Annotated in this window: 16 protein-coding genes; 10 read left to right on the top strand and 6 right to left on the bottom strand. The window is 72.0% G+C overall.

The window, feature by feature from the left end; all coding sequences use genetic code 11:
* Positions 1-88: 88 nt before the first annotated feature.
* From ACFY3L_RS20770 to ACFY3L_RS20755, 4 genes are all read right to left on the bottom strand, one after another.
* A complete protein-coding gene (locus ACFY3L_RS20770; RefSeq protein ID WP_389326166.1) occupies positions 89-2,500 on the bottom strand; it encodes a glycoside hydrolase family 3 N-terminal domain-containing protein in 2,412 nt (803 codons plus the stop codon).
* Between the two features lie 122 nt (positions 2,501-2,622).
* The gene (locus ACFY3L_RS20765; protein WP_389326163.1) at positions 2,623-3,939 is read right to left on the bottom strand and encodes a polysaccharide lyase family 1 protein; all 1,317 of its coding nucleotides are present in this window, start codon (positions 3,937-3,939) and stop codon (positions 2,623-2,625) included.
* A gap of 98 nt (positions 3,940-4,037) precedes the next feature.
* The gene (locus tag ACFY3L_RS20760) at positions 4,038-5,141 is read right to left on the bottom strand and encodes an LCP family protein (protein ID WP_389326160.1); all 1,104 of its coding nucleotides are present in this window, start codon (positions 5,139-5,141) and stop codon (positions 4,038-4,040) included.
* A gap of 31 nt (positions 5,142-5,172) precedes the next feature.
* Positions 5,173-6,141 (bottom strand): sulfotransferase, encoded by a 969-nt coding sequence (locus ACFY3L_RS20755; RefSeq protein WP_389326157.1) that lies wholly within the window; start codon positions 6,139-6,141, stop codon positions 5,173-5,175.
* A gap of 73 nt (positions 6,142-6,214) precedes the next feature.
* Here ACFY3L_RS20755 and ACFY3L_RS20750 point away from each other — a divergent pair, with 73 nt between their 5' ends.
* From ACFY3L_RS20750 to ACFY3L_RS20725, 6 genes are all read left to right on the top strand, one after another.
* Positions 6,215-6,640 carry a hypothetical protein gene (locus tag ACFY3L_RS20750; protein ID WP_389326154.1) on the top strand — a complete coding sequence of 142 codons (426 nt, stop codon included), beginning with the start codon at positions 6,215-6,217 and terminating at the stop codon, positions 6,638-6,640.
* Positions 6,637-7,866, top strand: coding sequence for an NRAMP family divalent metal transporter (locus ACFY3L_RS20745; RefSeq protein WP_389326151.1), 1,230 nt, complete (start codon positions 6,637-6,639; stop codon positions 7,864-7,866). Before ACFY3L_RS20750 ends, ACFY3L_RS20745 begins: the two co-directional genes overlap by 4 nt.
* Positions 7,867-7,868: 2 nt before the next feature.
* Complete coding sequence (locus ACFY3L_RS20740; RefSeq protein WP_389326148.1) at positions 7,869-8,243, top strand: hypothetical protein; 375 nt, start codon at positions 7,869-7,871, stop codon at positions 8,241-8,243.
* Entirely contained in the window at positions 8,230-8,478 is a 249-nt protein-coding gene (locus ACFY3L_RS20735) for a PRC-barrel domain-containing protein (RefSeq protein WP_389326145.1), read from the top strand. Before ACFY3L_RS20740 ends, ACFY3L_RS20735 begins: the two co-directional genes overlap by 14 nt.
* Before the next feature lie 56 nt (positions 8,479-8,534).
* The gene (gene gndA / locus ACFY3L_RS20730) at positions 8,535-9,971 is read left to right on the top strand and encodes an NADP-dependent phosphogluconate dehydrogenase (protein WP_389326142.1); all 1,437 of its coding nucleotides are present in this window, start codon (positions 8,535-8,537) and stop codon (positions 9,969-9,971) included.
* A gap of 241 nt (positions 9,972-10,212) precedes the next feature.
* Positions 10,213-10,542 (top strand): hypothetical protein, encoded by a 330-nt coding sequence (locus tag ACFY3L_RS20725; protein WP_389326139.1) that lies wholly within the window; start codon positions 10,213-10,215, stop codon positions 10,540-10,542.
* 84 nt (positions 10,543-10,626) lie between these two features.
* On the opposite strand, the gene ACFY3L_RS20720 is transcribed toward ACFY3L_RS20725, so the two are convergent.
* Together ACFY3L_RS20720 and ACFY3L_RS20715 are read right to left on the bottom strand one after the other, a co-directional pair.
* Positions 10,627-11,865, bottom strand: coding sequence for a PQQ-binding-like beta-propeller repeat protein (locus ACFY3L_RS20720; RefSeq protein ID WP_389326136.1), 1,239 nt, complete (start codon positions 11,863-11,865; stop codon positions 10,627-10,629).
* A gap of 46 nt (positions 11,866-11,911) precedes the next feature.
* Positions 11,912-13,204: an MFS transporter gene (locus ACFY3L_RS20715; protein ID WP_389326133.1), complete on the bottom strand. Its 1,293-nt coding sequence runs from the start codon at positions 13,202-13,204 to the stop codon at positions 11,912-11,914.
* Between the two features lie 61 nt (positions 13,205-13,265).
* Between ACFY3L_RS20715 and ACFY3L_RS20710 the strand changes: the two genes are divergently transcribed.
* The 4 genes from ACFY3L_RS20710 to ACFY3L_RS20695 all read left to right on the top strand — a co-directional run bounded on the left by ACFY3L_RS20710 (position 13,266) and on the right by ACFY3L_RS20695 (position 18,028).
* Positions 13,266-13,646: a MerR family transcriptional regulator gene (locus tag ACFY3L_RS20710; protein WP_389327336.1), complete on the top strand. Its 381-nt coding sequence runs from the start codon at positions 13,266-13,268 to the stop codon at positions 13,644-13,646.
* Between the two features lie 43 nt (positions 13,647-13,689).
* A complete protein-coding gene (locus tag ACFY3L_RS20705; RefSeq protein ID WP_389326130.1) occupies positions 13,690-14,235 on the top strand; it encodes a GNAT family N-acetyltransferase in 546 nt (181 codons plus the stop codon).
* A 291-nt stretch (positions 14,236-14,526) separates the two neighbouring features.
* Positions 14,527-16,641: a discoidin domain-containing protein gene (locus tag ACFY3L_RS20700; protein WP_389326127.1), complete on the top strand. Its 2,115-nt coding sequence runs from the start codon at positions 14,527-14,529 to the stop codon at positions 16,639-16,641.
* 85 nt (positions 16,642-16,726) lie between these two features.
* Positions 16,727-18,028: a DUF1996 domain-containing protein gene (locus tag ACFY3L_RS20695; RefSeq protein ID WP_389326124.1), complete on the top strand. Its 1,302-nt coding sequence runs from the start codon at positions 16,727-16,729 to the stop codon at positions 18,026-18,028.
* The last annotated feature ends 142 nt before the right edge of the window (positions 18,029-18,170 follow it).

The raw sequence follows: 18,170 nt of genomic DNA, 5'->3' as shown, positions 1-18,170 counted from the left end.
GCGTGGCGGCCGACAGGCAGAGGCACGTCGGGTGGTGTGTTCCTTCTTGTCTCCGGCCCGCTGGGTGTCGCGGCGGGTGCGGCTTCGCTCAGCTGACCGTGCAGGGGGATCCGTTCAGGGTGAAGGCCGTCGGGCGGGGGTTCGAGCCGGTGTACGAGCCGTTGAAGCCGATCGACACGGTGCCGCCGGCGGGGAGGGCGCCGTTCCAGGACTCGTTGCGGGCGGTGACGGCGGCGCCGGTCTGGGACCAGACGGCCGACCAGCCCTGGGTGACGCGCTGGTTGCCGGGGAACGTGAAGGCCAGGGTCCACGCGGAGAGCGGGGTGGCGCCGGTGTTGCGGATCGTCACCGCGCCGCCGAAGCCGCCGCCGCCCCACTCGCTCGCCGAGTACGTGACCGCGCAGGTCGTGGTCGGGTCGGTGCCGCCAGGGGTGGTGACCGTCGCGGCGGCCGAGGCGGGGCCGGTGCGGCCGGCGGCGTCGACGGCGACGACCGTGTACCGGGTGGTGGTGCCGGGCGTGAGACCGGTCAGCTGGTAGGACAGGCCGGTGACCGTGCCGAGCAGGGTGCTGTCGCGGTACACGCGGTAACCGGTCGGGGTGCTGCCGGTGGCCGGCGCGGTCCAGGTCAGCGTCGCCGAGGTCGAGGTGACCGCCGACGCGACCGGCGTGCCGGGCTGGCCGGGCGACTCGGTGGTGCCGGTGTAGGTGAGGCCGAAGCCGAACGGGAAGAGCGGTGTCTTGCCGTCGCCGTCGTTGATCGGCTCCTGGGACGCGCTCTGCATCCAGGTCACCGGCAGCTTGCCGGTCGGGTTGTGGTCGCCGAAGAGCACGTCGGCGACGCCGGCGCCCTCGGTGCCGGGCAGCCACGCGGCGAGCAGGGCGCGCCAGTCGGGCAGCTGCGCGGCGATGTCGAGCGGGCGGCCGGAGACGAGGACGACCACCACGGGCACGCCCGACGCCTTGAGCGTGCTGAGCGTCTGCAAGTCGGTCGCGTCCAGGCCGAGGGAGCCGGGCCGGTCGCCCTGGCCCTCGGCGTACGGGGTCTCGCCGACGACCGCGATCGCCGCCGTGTAGGAGCCGTCGATGCCGGCGCCGGTCGCGTTGTACTGCACCGTCGAGCCGGGCGCGGCGGCGCGGATGCCCTGCAGGATCGTGGTGCCCGTGGTGGTCTGGCCGCTCGCGCCCTGCCAGCTGATCGTCCAGCCGCCGCTCTGGTTGCCGATGTTGTCGGCGCTCTTGCCGGCCACGAAGTAGCGGCCGCCGCTCTTCGCGAGGGGCAGGACGTTGCCGGTGTTCTTCAGCAGCACCTGCGACTCGCGCACGGCCTGGCGGGCCACGGCCCGGTGCGCGGCGCTGCCGACCGTCGGGGTGAACGTCCGGTCGGCGAGGGGCTTCTCGAACAGCCCGTACTCGAACTTCTTCGTCAGGATGCGCCGGTTGGCGTCGTCGATGCGGGCCGTCGTCACCCGGCCGGCCTGCACCTCGGCGCGCAGCGTGGCGATGAACGACTTCCACTCGGTCGGCACCATGACCATGTCGATGCCGGCGTTGACGGCGCGGCGGACCTCCGAGGCGGTGAACCCGGTGCCGCCCTCGATCTGGTCGATGCCGTTCCAGTCGGAGACGACGAAGCCCTTGAAGCCCAGCTCGCCCTTGAGGACGCCGTTGATGAGGTAGTCGTTGCCGTGCAGCTTCTGGCCGTTCCAGGAGGAGTACGACACCATCACCGACGCGACGTCGCGCCGGACGGCCTCGGTGAACGGCGGCAGGTGCACCGCGCGCAGCTCCGCCTCGGACAGCTGGGTGTCGCCCTGGTCGACGCCGCCGGTCGTGCCGCCGTCGCCGACGTAGTGCTTGGCGGTGGCCATGACGCCCTTGCCCTGGTAGCCGTCGATGATCGTGGCCAGCTGCACCGGCAGGTCGGGCTTCTCCCCGAACGACTCGTAGGTGCGGCCCCACCGGTCGTTGCGGGCCACGCACAGGCACGGCGAAAACGTCCAGTCCACGCCGCTGCCCTGCACCTCCTCGGCGGTGGCCGCGCCGACCTGCCGCACCAGCGCCGGGTCGCGGGTCGCGCCCAGGCCGATGTTGTGCGGGAAGATCGTGGCGCCGGCGAGGTTGTTGTGCCCGTGCACCGCGTCGGAGCCGTAGATCATCGGGATGCGCAGCGGGGTGGCCAGGGCGCCGTTCTGGAAGCGGTCGACCATGTCGGCCCAGCCGATGGCCGTGTTCGGCGAGGGCGCCGAGCCACCGCCGGAGAGGATCGAGCCGATCCTGTACTGGGTGACCTCGGCCGGCGTGATCGACCCGCGCTCGGTCTGGGTCATCTGCCCGATCTTCTCGTCGAGCGTCATGCGGGACAGCAGGTCCTCGACCCGGGTGGCGACCGGCAGCGACGGATCCTCGTAGGGCACGGCGGCCAGCGCCGGGCGGGCGACCGTCAGGGTCGCGGCGACCAGCACGCAGGTGGCGGCGAAGGTGATGGCGGAGCGGCGCATCCGGGTGGTCCTCCTCGGCGGCGGGGGTGCCCCGACGCTAGGCCGCCGCCGCCCCCGTACGCCGCCCGCAGCCGCCTCCACGGGCAGGAAGCCCTGCTCATGGAGGCGGCCGGACGTGAAAACTACACGCCGAGCTTGCCGGCGCCCGCCTTCGCGGTGACCAGTGCCGGGACCGCCGTCGCGGGGTCCGGCGCCGCGGCGCGCAGGGTCGGCACCCAGGTGCCGGCCGTCAGGTCGGGGTCGTGGGTGGCGTTGTACTCCCCGACGAAGCTGACCGCCGAGACCGGGCCCGTGCCGACCCGGGTGGCGGAGCCGACCTCGGTGACGGTGCCGGGGGCGGTGCCGCGCCAGTCGTACACGACGGACGACAGCGGGATGTCGGCGCTGCGGAGCAGGAAGTTGTTCTCCGCGTAGAGCGAGGCGTAGACGCCGACGCCCCAGGAGTAGCTGTAGCTGTCCTCGTCGGTGGCGTAGAAGTAGTTGGAGTAGACGTCGACCTGGCCGAAGCGGACCCGCGGCACGCGCTGGCCGACGTTGGCGAAGCGGTTGTGGTGGATGGTGACGCGGAGCTTGCCGACGTCGGCGCCGACGGTGTTCGAGGAGCCGATGAGCATCGTCTTGTCGTGGTCGAAGAAGTTGTTCCACGAGATGGTGACGAGGTCGGAGGCGCGGATCACGTCGAGGGCGCCGTCGTGGACCTGGTACGGGCGGCCGAAGTACAGCGGCTGCGTCTCGTCGGTGTTGTTGCCGTCGCTGAAGTTGTTGTGGTCGGCCCAGACGTGGGTGGAGCCGGTGACGGTCACCGTGTCGTACAGGGAGTTCCAGTTGCCCAGGGCGCCGTCGGTCGGGTCCCACGAGGGGAAGCAGTCGTGGGCGTCCTCGAGGCGCAGGTTGCGCAGGATGACGTTGTCGACCTTCTCGACGAGGAGGTTGGCACCGGTGATCTTCGACCCGCCGAGGCCGATGATGGTGGTGTTGCCGCCGACCTTGATGTTGACCCGCGCGCCCTGGTTCTTCGCCGACCGTGCCCGGGCGTCCTCGAGCGGGCCGGTGGGCTTCGTGGTGCGGCCCCAGACGGCCGGGTCGTACGCGGCGAGGAACGCGTCCAGGGTGTACGCCGGGTCGGCGTAGTCGGCGCAGGTGTGGCCGGCGTTGGCGTCGATCCCGCCGGACACGAAGACGATCTTCGGGGTGTCGCCGGCGACGGCGGCGGCCAGCTCGTCGCGGGTGCGGACGGTGAAGACGTGCTCGGCGTCGGCGGCGGAGCCCCCGGTGGTGCCGGTGGTGTCCGAGGCCCAGCCGTCGCCGGCGGGCAGGGCCTGGCGGGCCAGGGCGAGGGCGGCGGAGGGTGTGCCGGCCGCCGCGGACGCGGTGACGGCCGCTCCCGCGAGCAGTGCCGCGCCGGCGACAGCGGCGACGACGACGGTGGTCTTGCGCATACGGACTCCAAAAGAGGCGAGGAAAGCGCATTCCTCACGTCAACGTGCCACCCGCCGCGGAGCGGCGTCAATGCTCTGCGTTTGCAGGAAAGTTGCAGTCAGGAGGGGATCACCCAGTCCGGGTGCTGGAGCGCGAAGGCATCCAGAGTGTCCGAGCAGGCCGCGGCGAACAGGTCGAGCGTCACGGGGTCGAGCTGCTCGAACGCCGTGCCGTTGCGGGTCGCGGCGTTGAACTTCCCGCCGTTGGTCCGCAGCATCGTCACCGCTGCGGGGCGCAGCCCGCGCAGCTGGAGCACCCAGTCGGTGACCGACCGCCCGTTGCCGTCGAAGGTCAGCGACTCGCCGACCGCCGTCAGCGTCCGGTCGATCGCCAGGGGGTTGCCCAGCACGCCGGCGGAGGTGACCCGGTGCGCGAGCGCGGTGAGCAGCTGCTGCTGGTGGCGCTGCCGGCCGTAGTCGCCGTCCGGCAGCAGCTCCCGCTGCCGCACGTAGTCGAGGGCCTCCCAGCCGGCGAAGTGGCGGCAGCCCACCTCGTACACCTGCGGCCTGACGCCGGGAATCCGCTCGGGGCGGAACGTCGGCGGGATCAGGCGGAACGGCGCGGTCTGCCGGCCCTGCGCGTCCCACCCGATGTGCACGGACACGGTCCTCACGTCGACGCACAGGTCGACACCGCCGACCGCGTCCACGACCCGCCGCAGCCCGGCGAAGTCGATGATCGCGCCGGCGTCGAAGGCGAGGCCGGTGAGGCGCCGCACGGTGGTGGCGAGCAGCTCGAACCCGCCGGCCCGCCCGCCGCCGCCCTGCGACCCGGCGGCGAACGCGGCGTTGAGCTTGTCGGTGCCGTGCCCGGGGATCTCGACGCGCGTGTCCCGCGGCAGCGACACCAGCCAGGCCCGGTCGCCGCGCGCCGACACGTGCACCACGATGATCGAGTCGGCGCGGGCACCGGCCTGGTCCTCACCGGGCCGGGCGTCGATCCCGACGAGCAGGATGTTGCGGCCCGGCTGCTCCGACGCCGGCGGCGCGGTCAACCGGGGCGCCGTCTCGATGGTGATCCGCCGAGGGGGCGGGCGGTCCCGCGCCGCCTCGCCGAGCAGGTCGACCTGGTCGACGGTGCCCTCGTAGTGCCGCCACGCCACGGTGCCCCCGCCGACCAGCGAGACCAGCGTGACGGCGGTGACGATCAACCCGCGCCACACAACGGAAGCATCGGCGGGCAGGGCGCGGATGTTAGGAGTCGCGGTACCCGTACCGGCGCCGCAACGGCACGGTGAAGGCCCCGGTCAGCCGCCGGTGCCGCGTCGCCATCCCCGTCGTCCACTCGTCGTCGAGCCGCAGGCGGACCGGCCCGGACCGGAACCGGACGGGGTTGCCGGAGACCTGGTGGGTGGGGCGCACGAACAGCTCGCCGCGGTCGCCGACCGGCACCGTCGCGGCCGGGACGCCGCTGAGCCGGGTGACGGCCCGCAGCGTCGCGTCCGGCGCGGCGACCAGATCCTCGTACCGGAACCGCAGGTACGGCAGGCCCGCCCGGCGGGCGATCCGCTCCGTCGCGAGGTTCCACGCCGACCAGTACAGCGCCGTGGACGCCGGGTGCATGCGGGGCATCAGCTCGCCGTTCGGCGCGTCCGGGTCCTTCTTGTGCCGCTGCCACGAGTAGGCGACGGCCCGCGGGTCGCGGACGATGTGCGCCACCCGCACGTCCAGGCCGGGCGCCTGCAGCAGCGCCGTCAGGTAGGACGGGAACTTCGAGGAGTCGACGACGACGTCGGCGCCGCTGACTTTCGCCACGGCCCGGTACAGGTCCGCGAGGGCCTGGTAGTACCAGCGCAGGTCGTCCGCGCCGGGCGGCCGCGTCGGGCGCAGCACCAGCCCCGGCAGGTGCCGGGTCCGGAAACGGCGGGACGCCCCGTCGAGCTCGCGCAGCTCGTTGTCGTCCGGGATGCGGCCGAACGCCTCGCGCAGGACCTCGACCCAGAACTCGCACGAGCGCAGCGGCGTGCCGCAGCTGCACCGCCGGTTCTGCAGCAGGCCGCGCTCCCAGAGGAACTTGATCTCGCCGACGCCGACGAGGCCGGGGACCTGGTCCAGCATCCCCTCCGCGAGGGTGCTGCCGCTGCGGCCCCACCCGGCGAGGTACAGCACGCGGGTGGTCGGCGGCTCGTCGGTGTGCACCTTCGTCCAACGTTGCGCCGCCATCGCGGGTTACGACCTGGTTGGACCGTTTTGCCGGGGTGTTTGACCCGCCGCGGGTGAGGGGTACCACCGCCTCATGCGACGCGGGCTGGTCATCGTCGCCGTGGTCCTCACCCTGGTCCTCGGCTGGGGTGCGTACGCCTCGACCCAGCCGCCGGACCGGCACGAGTTCCGGGCGACGGCGGTCGAGGCCGCCCAGTCGGCGCACGACGCCCTCGAGACCGCGTATCTCGCCGGCACCGCGCTGCGGGAGGGCCGGGTGACGACGCTCTACGTGACCGTCCTGCTCGACGGCGGCACCAAGCGCACCGCCACGCTGATCAGCAAGTTCGACCAGCTGCCGCCGCCGGACGACGACATGCGCGCGCTGCGCGACGAGCTCGACCCGATGCTCACCGAGAGCATGCGGCGCCTCGGCGACACCGCCACCGAACCCACCGAGGTCGGGGCGCTGCCCGCGCTCACCGAGCGCCTCACAGCGTTCCTGGACCGGCACGCGTGAAGAAGTTCTTCGCGATCACCCTCGGCATCCTCACCGCGATCGGCGGGTTCGTCGACATCGGCGACCTGGTCGCCAACTCCGAGGCCGGCTCCCGCTTCGGCATGTCCCTCGCCTGGGTCGTGTTCGTCAGCGTCCTCGGCATCTGCGTGTACGCGGAGATGGCCGGCCGGGTCGCCGCGGTCAGCGGCCGGCCCGTGTTCGACCTCGTCCGCGAGCGGCTCGGGCCGCGCGTCGGGCTGCTCAACCTCGCCGGGTCGTACCTGGTCACCGTCCTCACCCTCGGCGCCGAGATCGGCGGCGTCGCGCTCGCCGTCGAGCTCGCCACCAGCGTGCACTACCTGCTCATCGTGCCGATCGCCGCGTTCGTGGCCTGGGTCGTGCTGTGGCGGGTGAGGTTCGAGACGATCGAGCGGGTCTTCGGCCTGCTCGGACTCACCCTCGTCGTGTTCGTGATCGCGCTGCTGAAGCTGCCGACCGACTGGGCGGAGCTCTGGCACCAGGCCCGGACCCCGGCGCCGTCCGGCCAGGAGAACTGGGGGACGTACGCGTTCGCGGGCGTCGCGCTGTTCGCCGCCGGGCTGACGCCGTACGAGGTGTTCTTCTTCTCCTCCGGCGGCGTCGAGGAGCGCTGGACCGCCAAGGACCTGGCCGTCACCAGGGCGAACGTGTTCATCGGGTTCCCGCTCGGCGGCCTGCTGTCGCTGGCGTTGATGGCGACCGCCACCGTGGTCTTCCACCCGGTCGGCGTGCGCATCGAGGACCTCGGGCAGACGGCGCTGCCGGTCGCGCTCGCGCTGGGCAAGCTCGGCCTCGCCGTGGCGATCCTCGGCTTTTTCGCCGCCACGTTCGGCGCCGCGATGGAGACCGGGCTGTCCGCCGGCTACACCGTCGCGCAGTACTTCGGCTGGTCGTGGGGCAAGCGGCTCAAGCCCCGCGAGGCGGCCCGCTTCCACGTGGTGGTCCTCGTCAGCGTGCTGCTCGGCGTGGCCGCGCTCGCCACCACGATCGACCCCGTCCTGCTCACCGAGACGACCCTGGTGTTCAGCGCGGTCGTCCTGCCCCTGACCTACCTGCCGATCCTCGTCGTCGCCAACGACCGTCAGTACATGGGCGAACACACCAACGGCAGGTTCGGCAACCTCCTCGGGGTGCTCTATCTGATCATCATCCTCGTGGTCGCCGTCGCCGCGATCCCGCTGACGGTCATGACCGGAATGGGAGGCTGACGATGCTCCTCGTGGGGTTCGAGCTCCTCGACCGCCAGATCGTGGACCTGGCCGGAGAGGCCGTCGGGAAGGTCGACGACGTCGAGTTGACGGTGGTGGACGGTGTACCGCACGTCGCCGCCCTGCTGTCGGGGCCGCAGGCGCTCGGCCGCCGGATGGGCGGCAGGCTCGGCGACTGGATCAGCGGTGTCGCCGGTCGCGTCCACCCCGCCGAGAACCCGGACCCGCTGCGCATCCCGTGGGATCTGGTCGCCTCCCATGACGGCGCCGTGAAGCTCACCGTCCGGCGCGAGCTGCTGTCCGAGCCGCTGCTGGAGCAGTGGCTCCGTGACCACGTGGTGGGACGCATCCCGGGAGCCTCCGATGCGGGCGAGTGACCTCATCGGCCGCCGGGTCCAGCTGCCGGACGGCCAGTCCGGAAAAGTCGCTGACCTCGAGGTGGAGGGCACCGAGGTGGTCGCCCTGATCGTCGTCCGCGGCGTCTGGGGGCGGCTGCTGGGGTACGAGCGCGACACCGTCCGCGGCCCCTGGATTCTGGAAACCACCGCCCGTGCCGTGCTGAGGCGCAACAGCAGGCGGGTAGCCTGGTCCGACGCGCGCTTCGAACCGTGATCACGGGGTAGTGATCGCCGGTCGGGGCGAGATCGTCTTTGACTGGAGAGGTTCCGATGTCCGACCTTGCTCAAATCGGCGTGACCGGTCTCGCGGTGATGGGACGTAACCTGGCCCGCAACCTGGCCCGCAACGGTTACACCGTCGCCGTGCACAACCGCTCCTACGAGCGGACCCGCCGCCTCGTGGACGAGTTCGGGCACGAGGGCACGTTCGTGCCGAGCGAGTCGATGGCCGACTTCGTCGCGTCCCTGGCCCGCCCGCGGGCCGTCATCATCATGGTCAAGGCCGGCGGCCCGACCGACGCCGTCATCGACGAGCTGATCCCGCTCCTGGAGCCCGGCGACATGATCGTCGACGCGGGCAACGCCCACTTCGCCGACACCCGCCGCCGCGAGCAGGCGCTGCGCGAGCACAACCTGCACTTCGTCGGCACCGGCGTCTCCGGCGGCGAGGAGGGCGCCCTGCTCGGCCCGTCGATCATGCCGGGTGGCTCGCCCGAGTCGTACCAGACCCTCGGCCCCATGTTCGAGAAGATCGCCGCGGTCGTCGACGGCACCCCCTGCTGCGTGCACATCGGCCCCGACGGCGCCGGCCACTTCGTGAAGATGGTCCACAACGGCATCGAGTACGCCGACATGCAGCTCATCGCGGAGGCCTACGACCTGCTCCGCGCCGGCATCGGCGCCACCCCGGCCGAGATCGCCGACATCTTCCGCACCTGGAACACCGGCGACCTCGAGTCCTTCCTCATCGAGATCACCGCGGACGTCCTCGGCCACGTCGACGCCGAGACCGGCCAGGCCTTCGTGGACATCGTCCTGGACCAGGCCGAGCAGAAGGGCACCGGCCGCTGGACCGTGCAGAGCGCCCTCGACCTGGGCGTGCCGATCACCGGCATCGCCGAGGCCACCTTCGCCCGCTCCCTGTCCGGCCACGCCGACCAGCGCGCCGCGGCCCGGGCGGCCTTCCCCTCCTCCACCGGTGGCCTGGTGGTGGAGGACCGCGACCAGTTCATCGAGGACGTGCGGCTCGCCCTCTACGCCTCGAAGATCGTGGCGTACGCGCAGGGCTTCGACCACATCGAGGCCGGCAGCGCCGAGTTCGGCTGGGACATCGACCGCGGCGCCGTGTCCACCATCTGGCGCGGCGGCTGCATCATCCGCGCCCGGTTCCTCAACCGCATCCGCGAGGCCTACGACGAGAACCCGTCGCTGAAGAGCCTCATGGTCGCCCCGTACTTCGCCGACGCCGTGAACTCCGGCGTCCCCTCCTGGCGCCGCGTCGTGGTCGCCGCCGCCCAGGCCGGCATCCCCACCCCCGCGTTCTCGTCCTCGCTGGCCTACTTCGACGGCCTGCGCGCCGAGCGCCTGCCCGCCGCCCTGATCCAGGGCCTGCGCGACAACTTCGGCGCCCACACGTACCGCCGCACCGACCGCGACGGCTCCTTCCACACCCAGTGGGCCGGCGACAAGAAGGAATACACCGCCTGACCGCTCTTTCCGGACCGCCACGCCTTGCCCCACCGGCGTGGCGGTCCGCCGTCCGCCGGAGCCGATGGGCGTGCGGAACGGCTGACACAATTTGCCGGGATGGAGATCTCGCCCGGCGAGGGTGTGGCGCTGGCGAAGATCGGCGAGCGCCGCGTGGATGTGGAGCGCCGCATCGGTAGTCCCGTTCACCCTCGGTCGTTCCGGCAGCGAGGTGTACGCAAGGAGCCCATGTCTCGTCGAGGTGGTCGAGATCGTGTACTCCGACAGCGGCGGTGAGGAGGCCTTCTTCGACGGGGTGCAGCTGACCTTCCGCTTCCTCGACGCCGCGGTGTCCCACCTGGCGGCCAAGGGTCACCGTTACGAGCCGATCGACATCGGCTTTCGCTTCGAGCCGGGCTTCGCGATCTTCTCGATGGCGTCGATGAGCGCGCGGGACCTGGACCCTGCGGCCACGGAAGACGATCCCCGCCTGGTCTGCGAGGGCGTCTCCGTCGCGCCGTACGACTACTTCCGGCCACTGACCGACGAAGAGATCGAGGCGTACATCCGCAGCCACGAAGAGAGCCGCTGATCGGCCGCGCGCATCTTGCTGGTGAACCGGAGAAGTTCCATCTACGGGAGCGGTCTGCGGCGCTGGTGGCCGGCGGGGGCGGCGTCACAGCTGCCAGACCGACACCCGCTCGCGGTGGCAGGCCAGCAGCGTGGCGGTGGCGAGGCACTTCGGCGGGGCGGGCCAGTGCTCCGTGCGGCCCAGGACCGTCACCGTGCCGGTGGTGAGGTCGAGGCGGGCGACGAGCGAGCCGCCGGGGTTGCGGCCGGTCACCAGGGCGGCGTGGCCCGGCAGCGCGGCGACGACGTCCCACGGGCCGAAGCGGCGCACGACCCGGCCGGTGGTGGCGTCCAGCACTACGGCGCCGAGGGACGGGTCGGCGGTGTCCGGGGTGGGTTCGGTCGCCCACATGAGGCCGTCGCCGAACGGGCCGAGGTCGGTCCAGCCCGTGATGCTCCACCGTGGGTCGCCGGTGTCGGGGTCCACCACCGTGGTCCGGCCGACGCTGCCGGTGCACAGCAGGGCGCCGCACCACCACAGGCCACCGGCCGCCGTCATACCGGTGTGCTGCCACAGGCGGCGGCCCGTCGCCAGGTCGTACACGGCGCTGTCCAGCAACGTGCTGCGTTCGAAGCGGTAGACGAGCAGGCGGTCGCCGGCGATGTCGAAGCCGTCGACCGGGCCGAGGCCGGGCAGCTCGACCGTCCGCACCACCGCGGCCGAGCCGGCGTCGCGGATGAGCAGGGTGCCGCCGGGGTCGAGGTCGGCGATCTCCCGCCGGCCACCGGACGGTGCCAGCACGCGGCGGAACGAGGGCGTGCCGAGCTGCCAGCGGACCGCGCCGGTGCCGATGTCGAGGGCGAGCAGGCGCCCGTCGATCACACCGTCGGCGCGGGCGAGGAGCAGCCCCGGCGGGCCCTCACCGGACGGCGGCGACGCCACGGACCCGTCGCGCCGCCAGACCTCGGCGCCCGTGGCGGCGTCGAGGCCGACGAGGGCGGCCGACGGTGCCTCGACGGACAGCACCACGCGGCCGTGCGACGCAGCCAGCAGACGCGTGCCGGGCTCGACCGGGACGCTCCAGCGGCGGGCACCGCCCGGCATCCGGTACGCCGCGACGGCCGTGCGCATCAGCAGGACGAGGGTGTCGCCGTCGGCGCGCAGGTCGCCGATCCCGTCGCCCTCCAGCACGACCGTCGGGGGAGGCGGCCCGCCCGAGGAGCCCGCCGTCATCGGCCCGTTGCCGGGCAGGAACAGCAGCAGCACGAGGAGCAACCCCGGCAACCACCGGGGGCGGCGGGCCGTCGCCGGCCGCACCGGTCCGGGCGCATCGAGGTCGATCACCACATCAGTGTCGCTCAGCGCGGCCCGCGGAGGCACCACGGCGGCGTCATCCAGGCACGGCGTCGCCGAGGGTGCGCGGTGCGCCGGCGGCGGCGATCAGGGCTCCCGCCGCCGCGGCCGCGGCGGTCAGGGCGAAGGCCCAGGCGAACGAGCCGCCGGTGAGGACCAGGGTGAGCACGGCGATCGTCACCGCACCGGCCAGGTACTGCGACGTGGTCAGGACGGCGCCCGCCGAGGACTGGTGTGCCGCTGGGACGTCGCGGGCGCCGAGGACGAACATCGCGGTGTAGACGACGCCGTGGGCGAAGCCGGTGACCAGCAGGCCGGGGAGGAGACCACCGGCATACGGGCCGCCGGCGAAGAGCGCCAGCCAGGCCAGGCCGAGGGCGGCAAGGGCGAAACCGGCGGAGAGCACGGCGGGGGAGCCGAAGCGGCGCACCGCGCGGCCGGTCACGGCGCTGCCCACCGTGACCAGGGCGGCCAGGGGCAGGAACGCCAGGCCGGCGCGCAGGGGAGCGTAGCCGCGGGACGTCTGCAGGAGCAGGGTCACGACGTAGAACTCCGATCCGACGCTCGCCATGTACAGCGCGGTCGCCGCCACGCCCACCCGCAGGCTGCGGATCCGGCGCAGCGGGCGCGGGACGAGGGGCGTGCGGGACAGGCGCTCGTGCGCGGCGAAGCCGGCGCCGAGCAGCACCGCCAGGGCGGCGAAGGACACCAGCGAGGAGGTGAGCGCCAGGACCGCGGCGAGGGCCGCGCCGGTGCCGAGCAGCGCGCCCGGCAGCGGGATCCGCATGCCGCCGCGCGAGGAGGGGCGCAGCAGCCACACGAGGCCGCCGAGGGCGCACAGCAGGGTGACCGGGACGTTGACGAAGAAGGTCCAGCGCCAGGACACGCGGGTGAGGGCGCCGCCCAGTACGACACCCGCGGCGAGACCCGAGGCACCGACGGCACCCCAGACGGACAGGGCCCGGGCCCGAGCGGTGAACAGGGTGCCGAGCAGGCCCAGGATCGCCGGCTGCAGCAGCGCGGCGGCGACACCCTGGGCGAAGCGGGCGGCCAGCAGCACCTCGCCGTCGCCGGCGAGACCGCCGGCGATCGAGGCGGCGCCGAACACGACCGTCGCCGCGACGAAGAGCCGGCCAGCGCCGACCCGGTCGGCGAGGCGGCCGCCGAAGAGGAGGAAGCCGGCGAACGGCACCGCGTACGCGCTCACCACCCACTGCGCGGCCGTCAGCGACAGGTCGAGGTCCGCGGCGATCGCGGGCAGCGCCACGTAGACGATCGAGTAGTCCAGCGCCAGGAGGAACTGGGCGAGCGACAGCAGGAGCAGCGGCATGCCCGGATCATCGGAGGTTCACACTGATGTGAAGGTCAAGCGATCCGGAGGGCGAGTGAGCATGCGCATAGGTGAGTTGTCCCGCCGGACGGGTATCCCGGCCCGCCTGCTGCGCTACTACGAGGAGCAGGGCCTGCTGACGCCGGAGCGGAAGGACAACGGGTACCGCGACTACGCCGAACACCTCGTCGACCGGGTGCAGCAGATCCGTGGGCTGCTCGACGCCGGCCTGCCGACCCGGGTCATCCGGGAGGTGCTGCCGTGCACCGACAACCCGTGCACGATCACGGTCTCGGACGCCAGCGACGAGCTGATCGCGCTGCTGACGGCCGAACGCGACAGGATGGACGCGCGGATCGCGTGCCTGGCGCGCAACCGCGACGCGATCGCCGCGTACCTCAAGAAGGTGGAGGGCAACCTTTCGCCGGGACGGCGTCGTTGACCGCAGGGACCGCCCAGCCGCTGGTGCGTGGTATGACCTGGTCGTGACCCCTGCTGTCGAAGTAGCGACCCCGGCCCATCGCGACGCGGTGGTCGCCACCGTCGTCGCCGCGTTCGCCGCCGACCCCGCGTTCCGCTTCTTCTGCCCCGACGACGCCACCTACCCCAGCGAGGCGGAGGCGCTCGCGGGCGGGCTCTTCGACTCGCGGGTCGGCCACGGCACCGTCTGGGTCGCCGACGGGGGAGCGGCCGTCGCGATGTGGGACGGGCCGGACGCGCCGCCGTCAGGTCACGTGCCGGCCGGGCGGTTCGCCGTGTACGAGCGGGCCGTGGCCGCCGTGATGCCGAAGCACCGGCGCTGGTACCTGGGGGTCCTCGCCTGCCATCCGGAGCACCGCGGCCGGCGCCTCGCCCGGGCCGCCATGGCGCCCGCCCTGCGGAAGGCCGCGGAGGACGGGCTGCCCGCGCTGCTGGAGACCTCCAATCCCGTCAACGTCGAGGTGTACCGGCGGTCCGGCTTCGACGTCGTCGAGCACCTGACCGTCGACGGGCGGCTGCCGGTCTGGATCATGCGCCGCCCGGCTGGCTGACCTGGGGAGAGCGCTCCCCGCGCCCGGCGCATCAGGGTCTGTCACTGCTCGACGCAGCGTCGAGCGCCTGTGAGCTGCTGGTAGTCGATGTTTGGAGAGCGCTCTCCCATTCTTGCCTAAGCATTGACACGACTCGACCAAGGGTTCACAGTGACCGGATGAGAGAGCGCTCTCTCATCACCCCGTAACACACTGGTCACCCGAGCGACACGAATGGAGCTCCCTATGCCCTGGTCGGCACCCGCCCCCGGCCATCGACGTCTCTCACGATTTACGACCGGCCGGCGCGCCATGCGCACCGGTGCCATCGCCACCGCGGTGGCCGCGATGCTGTGCACCTACATCGTCCTGGTCGTGACCCGCGCCGACGCCGCGGAGACCCTGCTGTCGCAGGGCAAGCCCACCACCGCCTCGTCGACGGAGAACGCCGGCTCCCCCGCCTCCAACGCCACCGACGGCAACACCGGGACCCGCTGGTCCAGCGCGTTCAGCGACCCCCAGTGGATCCAGGTCGACCTCGGATCCACGCAGACCATCACCCGGGTCGCCCTGAACTGGGAGGCCGCGTACGCCACGGCGTACCAGATCCAGACCTCCACCAACGGCACCACCTGGACGCAGATCTACGCCACGACGACCTCCACCGGCGGCAACCAGAGCCTGACCGTCACGGGCTCCGGCCGCTACGTGCGGGTCAACACGACCGCCCGGGCGACGCAGTACGGCGTCTCGCTGTGGGAGTTCCAGGTGTACGGCGGCAGCGCGCCCACCGGCTGCGGCACCACCAACGTGGCGCAGGGCAAGACGGCCACCGCCTCCTCGACCGAGAACGCCGGCACGCCCGCCTCGTCCGCGTTCGACGGCAACAACGGCACCCGCTGGTCCAGCGCCGCGTCCGACCCCCAGTGGCTGCAGGTCGACCTCGGCAGCACCCAGTCCATCTGCGGCGTGACCCTGAACTGGGAGACGGCGTACGCGTCCGCCTTCCAGATCCAGACGTCCACCAACGGCACCACCTGGACGCAGATCTACGGCACGACCACCGGCACCGGCGGCGTACAGGAACTGACCGTCACCGGCTCCGGCCGGTACGTGCGGATCAACGGCACCGCCCGCGCCACCCAGTGGGGCTACTCGCTGTGGGAGGTCCAGGTCCGCGTGACCGGCGCGCCGCCCACCACGAACGACACCCCGAGCAGCAGCCCGAGCCAGCCGAGCCAGAGCCCGAGCCAGCCCGGCACCAGCGTGCTGCTGTCCTACAAGAAGCCGGCCTTCGCGTCGACCTCGCAGAACGACACCAACTGCAACCCGTGCACGCCGGACAAGGCGTTCGACAACGACCCGGCGAGCCGCTGGGCGACGAGCCCGACGAACGGCTGGGTCGACCCGGGCTGGATCTACGTCGACCTCGGCGCGACCGCGCAGATCAAGCAGGTCGTGCTGCAGTGGGACCCGGCGTACGCCGTGTCGTACCAGATCCAGACCTCCAGCGACGCGGCCAACTGGACGCCGATCTACACCACCACGACGGGCAAGGGCTTCAAGGAGACCCTGAACGTCACCGGCACCGGCCGCTACGTCCGCATGTACGGCACGCAGCGCTCCAACGGCTACGGCTACTCGCTGTGGGAGTTCAAGGTGTACGGCACCGGCGGCCAGCCGGTCCAGCCGCCGGCGAACCCCGCCGACCCGATCTTCCCGGCGACGAACCTGGTGTGGTCCGACGAGTTCAACACCGGCACCAACGTCGACACCTCCAAGTGGACGATCGACCCCGGCACCGGCCAGAACGGTGAGATCCAGTACTACACGAACCTGGAGAACACCAGCATCCAGGGCGGCTCGCTGGTCATCGAGGCCCGCAAGCAGACCCTCGGCGGCCGCGACTACACCTCGGGCCGGATCAACACCAGCAACAAGTTCTCCACCCAGTACGGCCGGGTCGAGGCCCGCATCAAGGTCCCGAAGGGCAACGGCCTCTGGCCCGCGTTCTGGATGATGGGCACCGACTTCCTGACCGGCCGCCCCTGGCCGTACAACGGCGAGATCGACATCATGGAGATCCTCGGCAAGAACACCAACGAGATCTACTCGACGCTGCACGCGCCGGCCTACAACGGCGGTGGCGGCTACGGCCAGAAGATCTCCACGGTCGACCTGTCGCTGGACTACCACGTCTACTCGACGGAGTGGGACAGCAAGCACATGACCTTCCGCGTCGACAACCAGGTCATCCTGGTCGCCGACAAGGACACGGTCGAGACGACCCGCGGCCCGTGGGTGTACGACCACCAGTTCTACCTGATCCTCAACCTCGCGGTCGGCGGTGACTTCCCGGGCCCGATCGACGCCACCACGCCGTTCCCGTCCCGGATGTACGTCGACTACGTGCGGGTCTACAAGTGAGCGGGCCGGAGCGGAGCGGAGGAGCCGCTCACCATGGGCGCAGTATCGGCTCAGGCCGGCGCCGGAGCGTAGCGGAGGCGATGGCATGAGCGCCCGGGTCCTGGGGAGGAGCTCGGTCCGTCGTCTGACGATCGGGCTGGCGCTCACCGCACTGATCGGCACGTACGCCGCGGTCCGCACCTTCTCCGCAGATGCCGCTGAGATCCCCATCTCGCAGGGGAAGCCGGTCACGGCGTCGTCCGTGGAGAACGGGGGAGCCGCTGCCGCGAACGCGGTGGACGGCAACGGGGGCACCCGGTGGGCGAGCGCGTTCAGCGACCCGCAGTGGCTGCAGGTCGACCTGGGCGCACCCGCCACGATCACCAAGGTGGTGCTGAACTGGGAGGCCGCGTACGCCCGCGACTTCACCGTCCAGACGTCGGCCAACGGCGCCTCATGGACGACGATCAACACCACCGTCAACGGCACCGGCGGCGTGCAGACGCTGAACGTGTCCGGCTCCGGCCGGTACGTGAAGCTGAACACCACCCGCCGGGCCACGCAGTACGGCGTGTCGCTGTGGGAGTTCCAGGTGTTCGGGACCGGTGGGAGCACGCCCACCGGCAACCCGACCACCATCCCGCCGGGCGCGGTCCGGGTGGCGGAGTTCCTCGCCGACTGCCCGTTCAGCCACCGGCTGCCGGACGACCCGATCGTCTTCCCCGGCCTGCCCGGCGCGTCGCACATGCACAGCTTCTTCGGCAGCACCGTCACCAACGGCAACACGACGGTGAACGACCTGGTCAACGGCCCGAGCAACTGCAACCCGGCCGTCGACAAGTCCTCGTACTGGGTGCCCACCCTGTACCAGGACGGGGTCGCGAAGGAGCCGGTGATCACCACGTTCTACTACCTCGGTGAAGGCGTCAGCGACGCCGTGCGGGAGCAGACCCAGCCGCTGCCCTTCGGGCTGCGGATCGTCGCCGGCAACGCCAAAGCGACGGCACCCGACGCGACCACCATCTCCCGCTGGTCCTGCCTGCACCACAACGAGGCCGGCGCGGGGAAGGACTTCATCAACTGCCCGGCCGACTCGATGCTGGAGTCGTACCTCGACTTCCCGCAGTGCTGGAACGGCCGCGACCTCGACTCGGCCGACCACAAGAGCCACATGGCCTACCCGGTCAACGGCGCCTGCCCGTCCACCCACCCGGTGCCGGTGCCCAAGCTGCGGCAGGTCCTGCGGTACCCGGTGAACGGTGACCCGTCGAGGATCCGGCTCAGCTCGGGTGCCGGGTTCACCATGCACGGCGACTTCTTCAACGCCTGGCCGCAGGCCGAGATGGAGCGCCGGGTCGCGTACTGCATCCGCCTGAAAGTCAAGTGCGGCGCCAACGGCACCGCGTAGCTTTCCCTCACACAGGAACCGGCCGTGGGGGGGGGGGGGGCGGGCCCCCACCCCCCCCCCCCCTTTTTTAACACTCCGGGGGGGCGGAGAAACAAGGGTACAAAAACGGGGGGGCGGCGCGGCCCCCCCCCCCCCCAACAAG

Source organism: Dactylosporangium sp. NPDC000521 (assembly GCF_042898305.1).
GTDB lineage: Bacteria > Actinomycetota > Actinomycetes > Mycobacteriales > Micromonosporaceae > Dactylosporangium.
The sequence above is the reverse complement of the archived record's forward strand: the minus strand, read 5'-3'. Positions and strand labels throughout refer to the sequence as shown.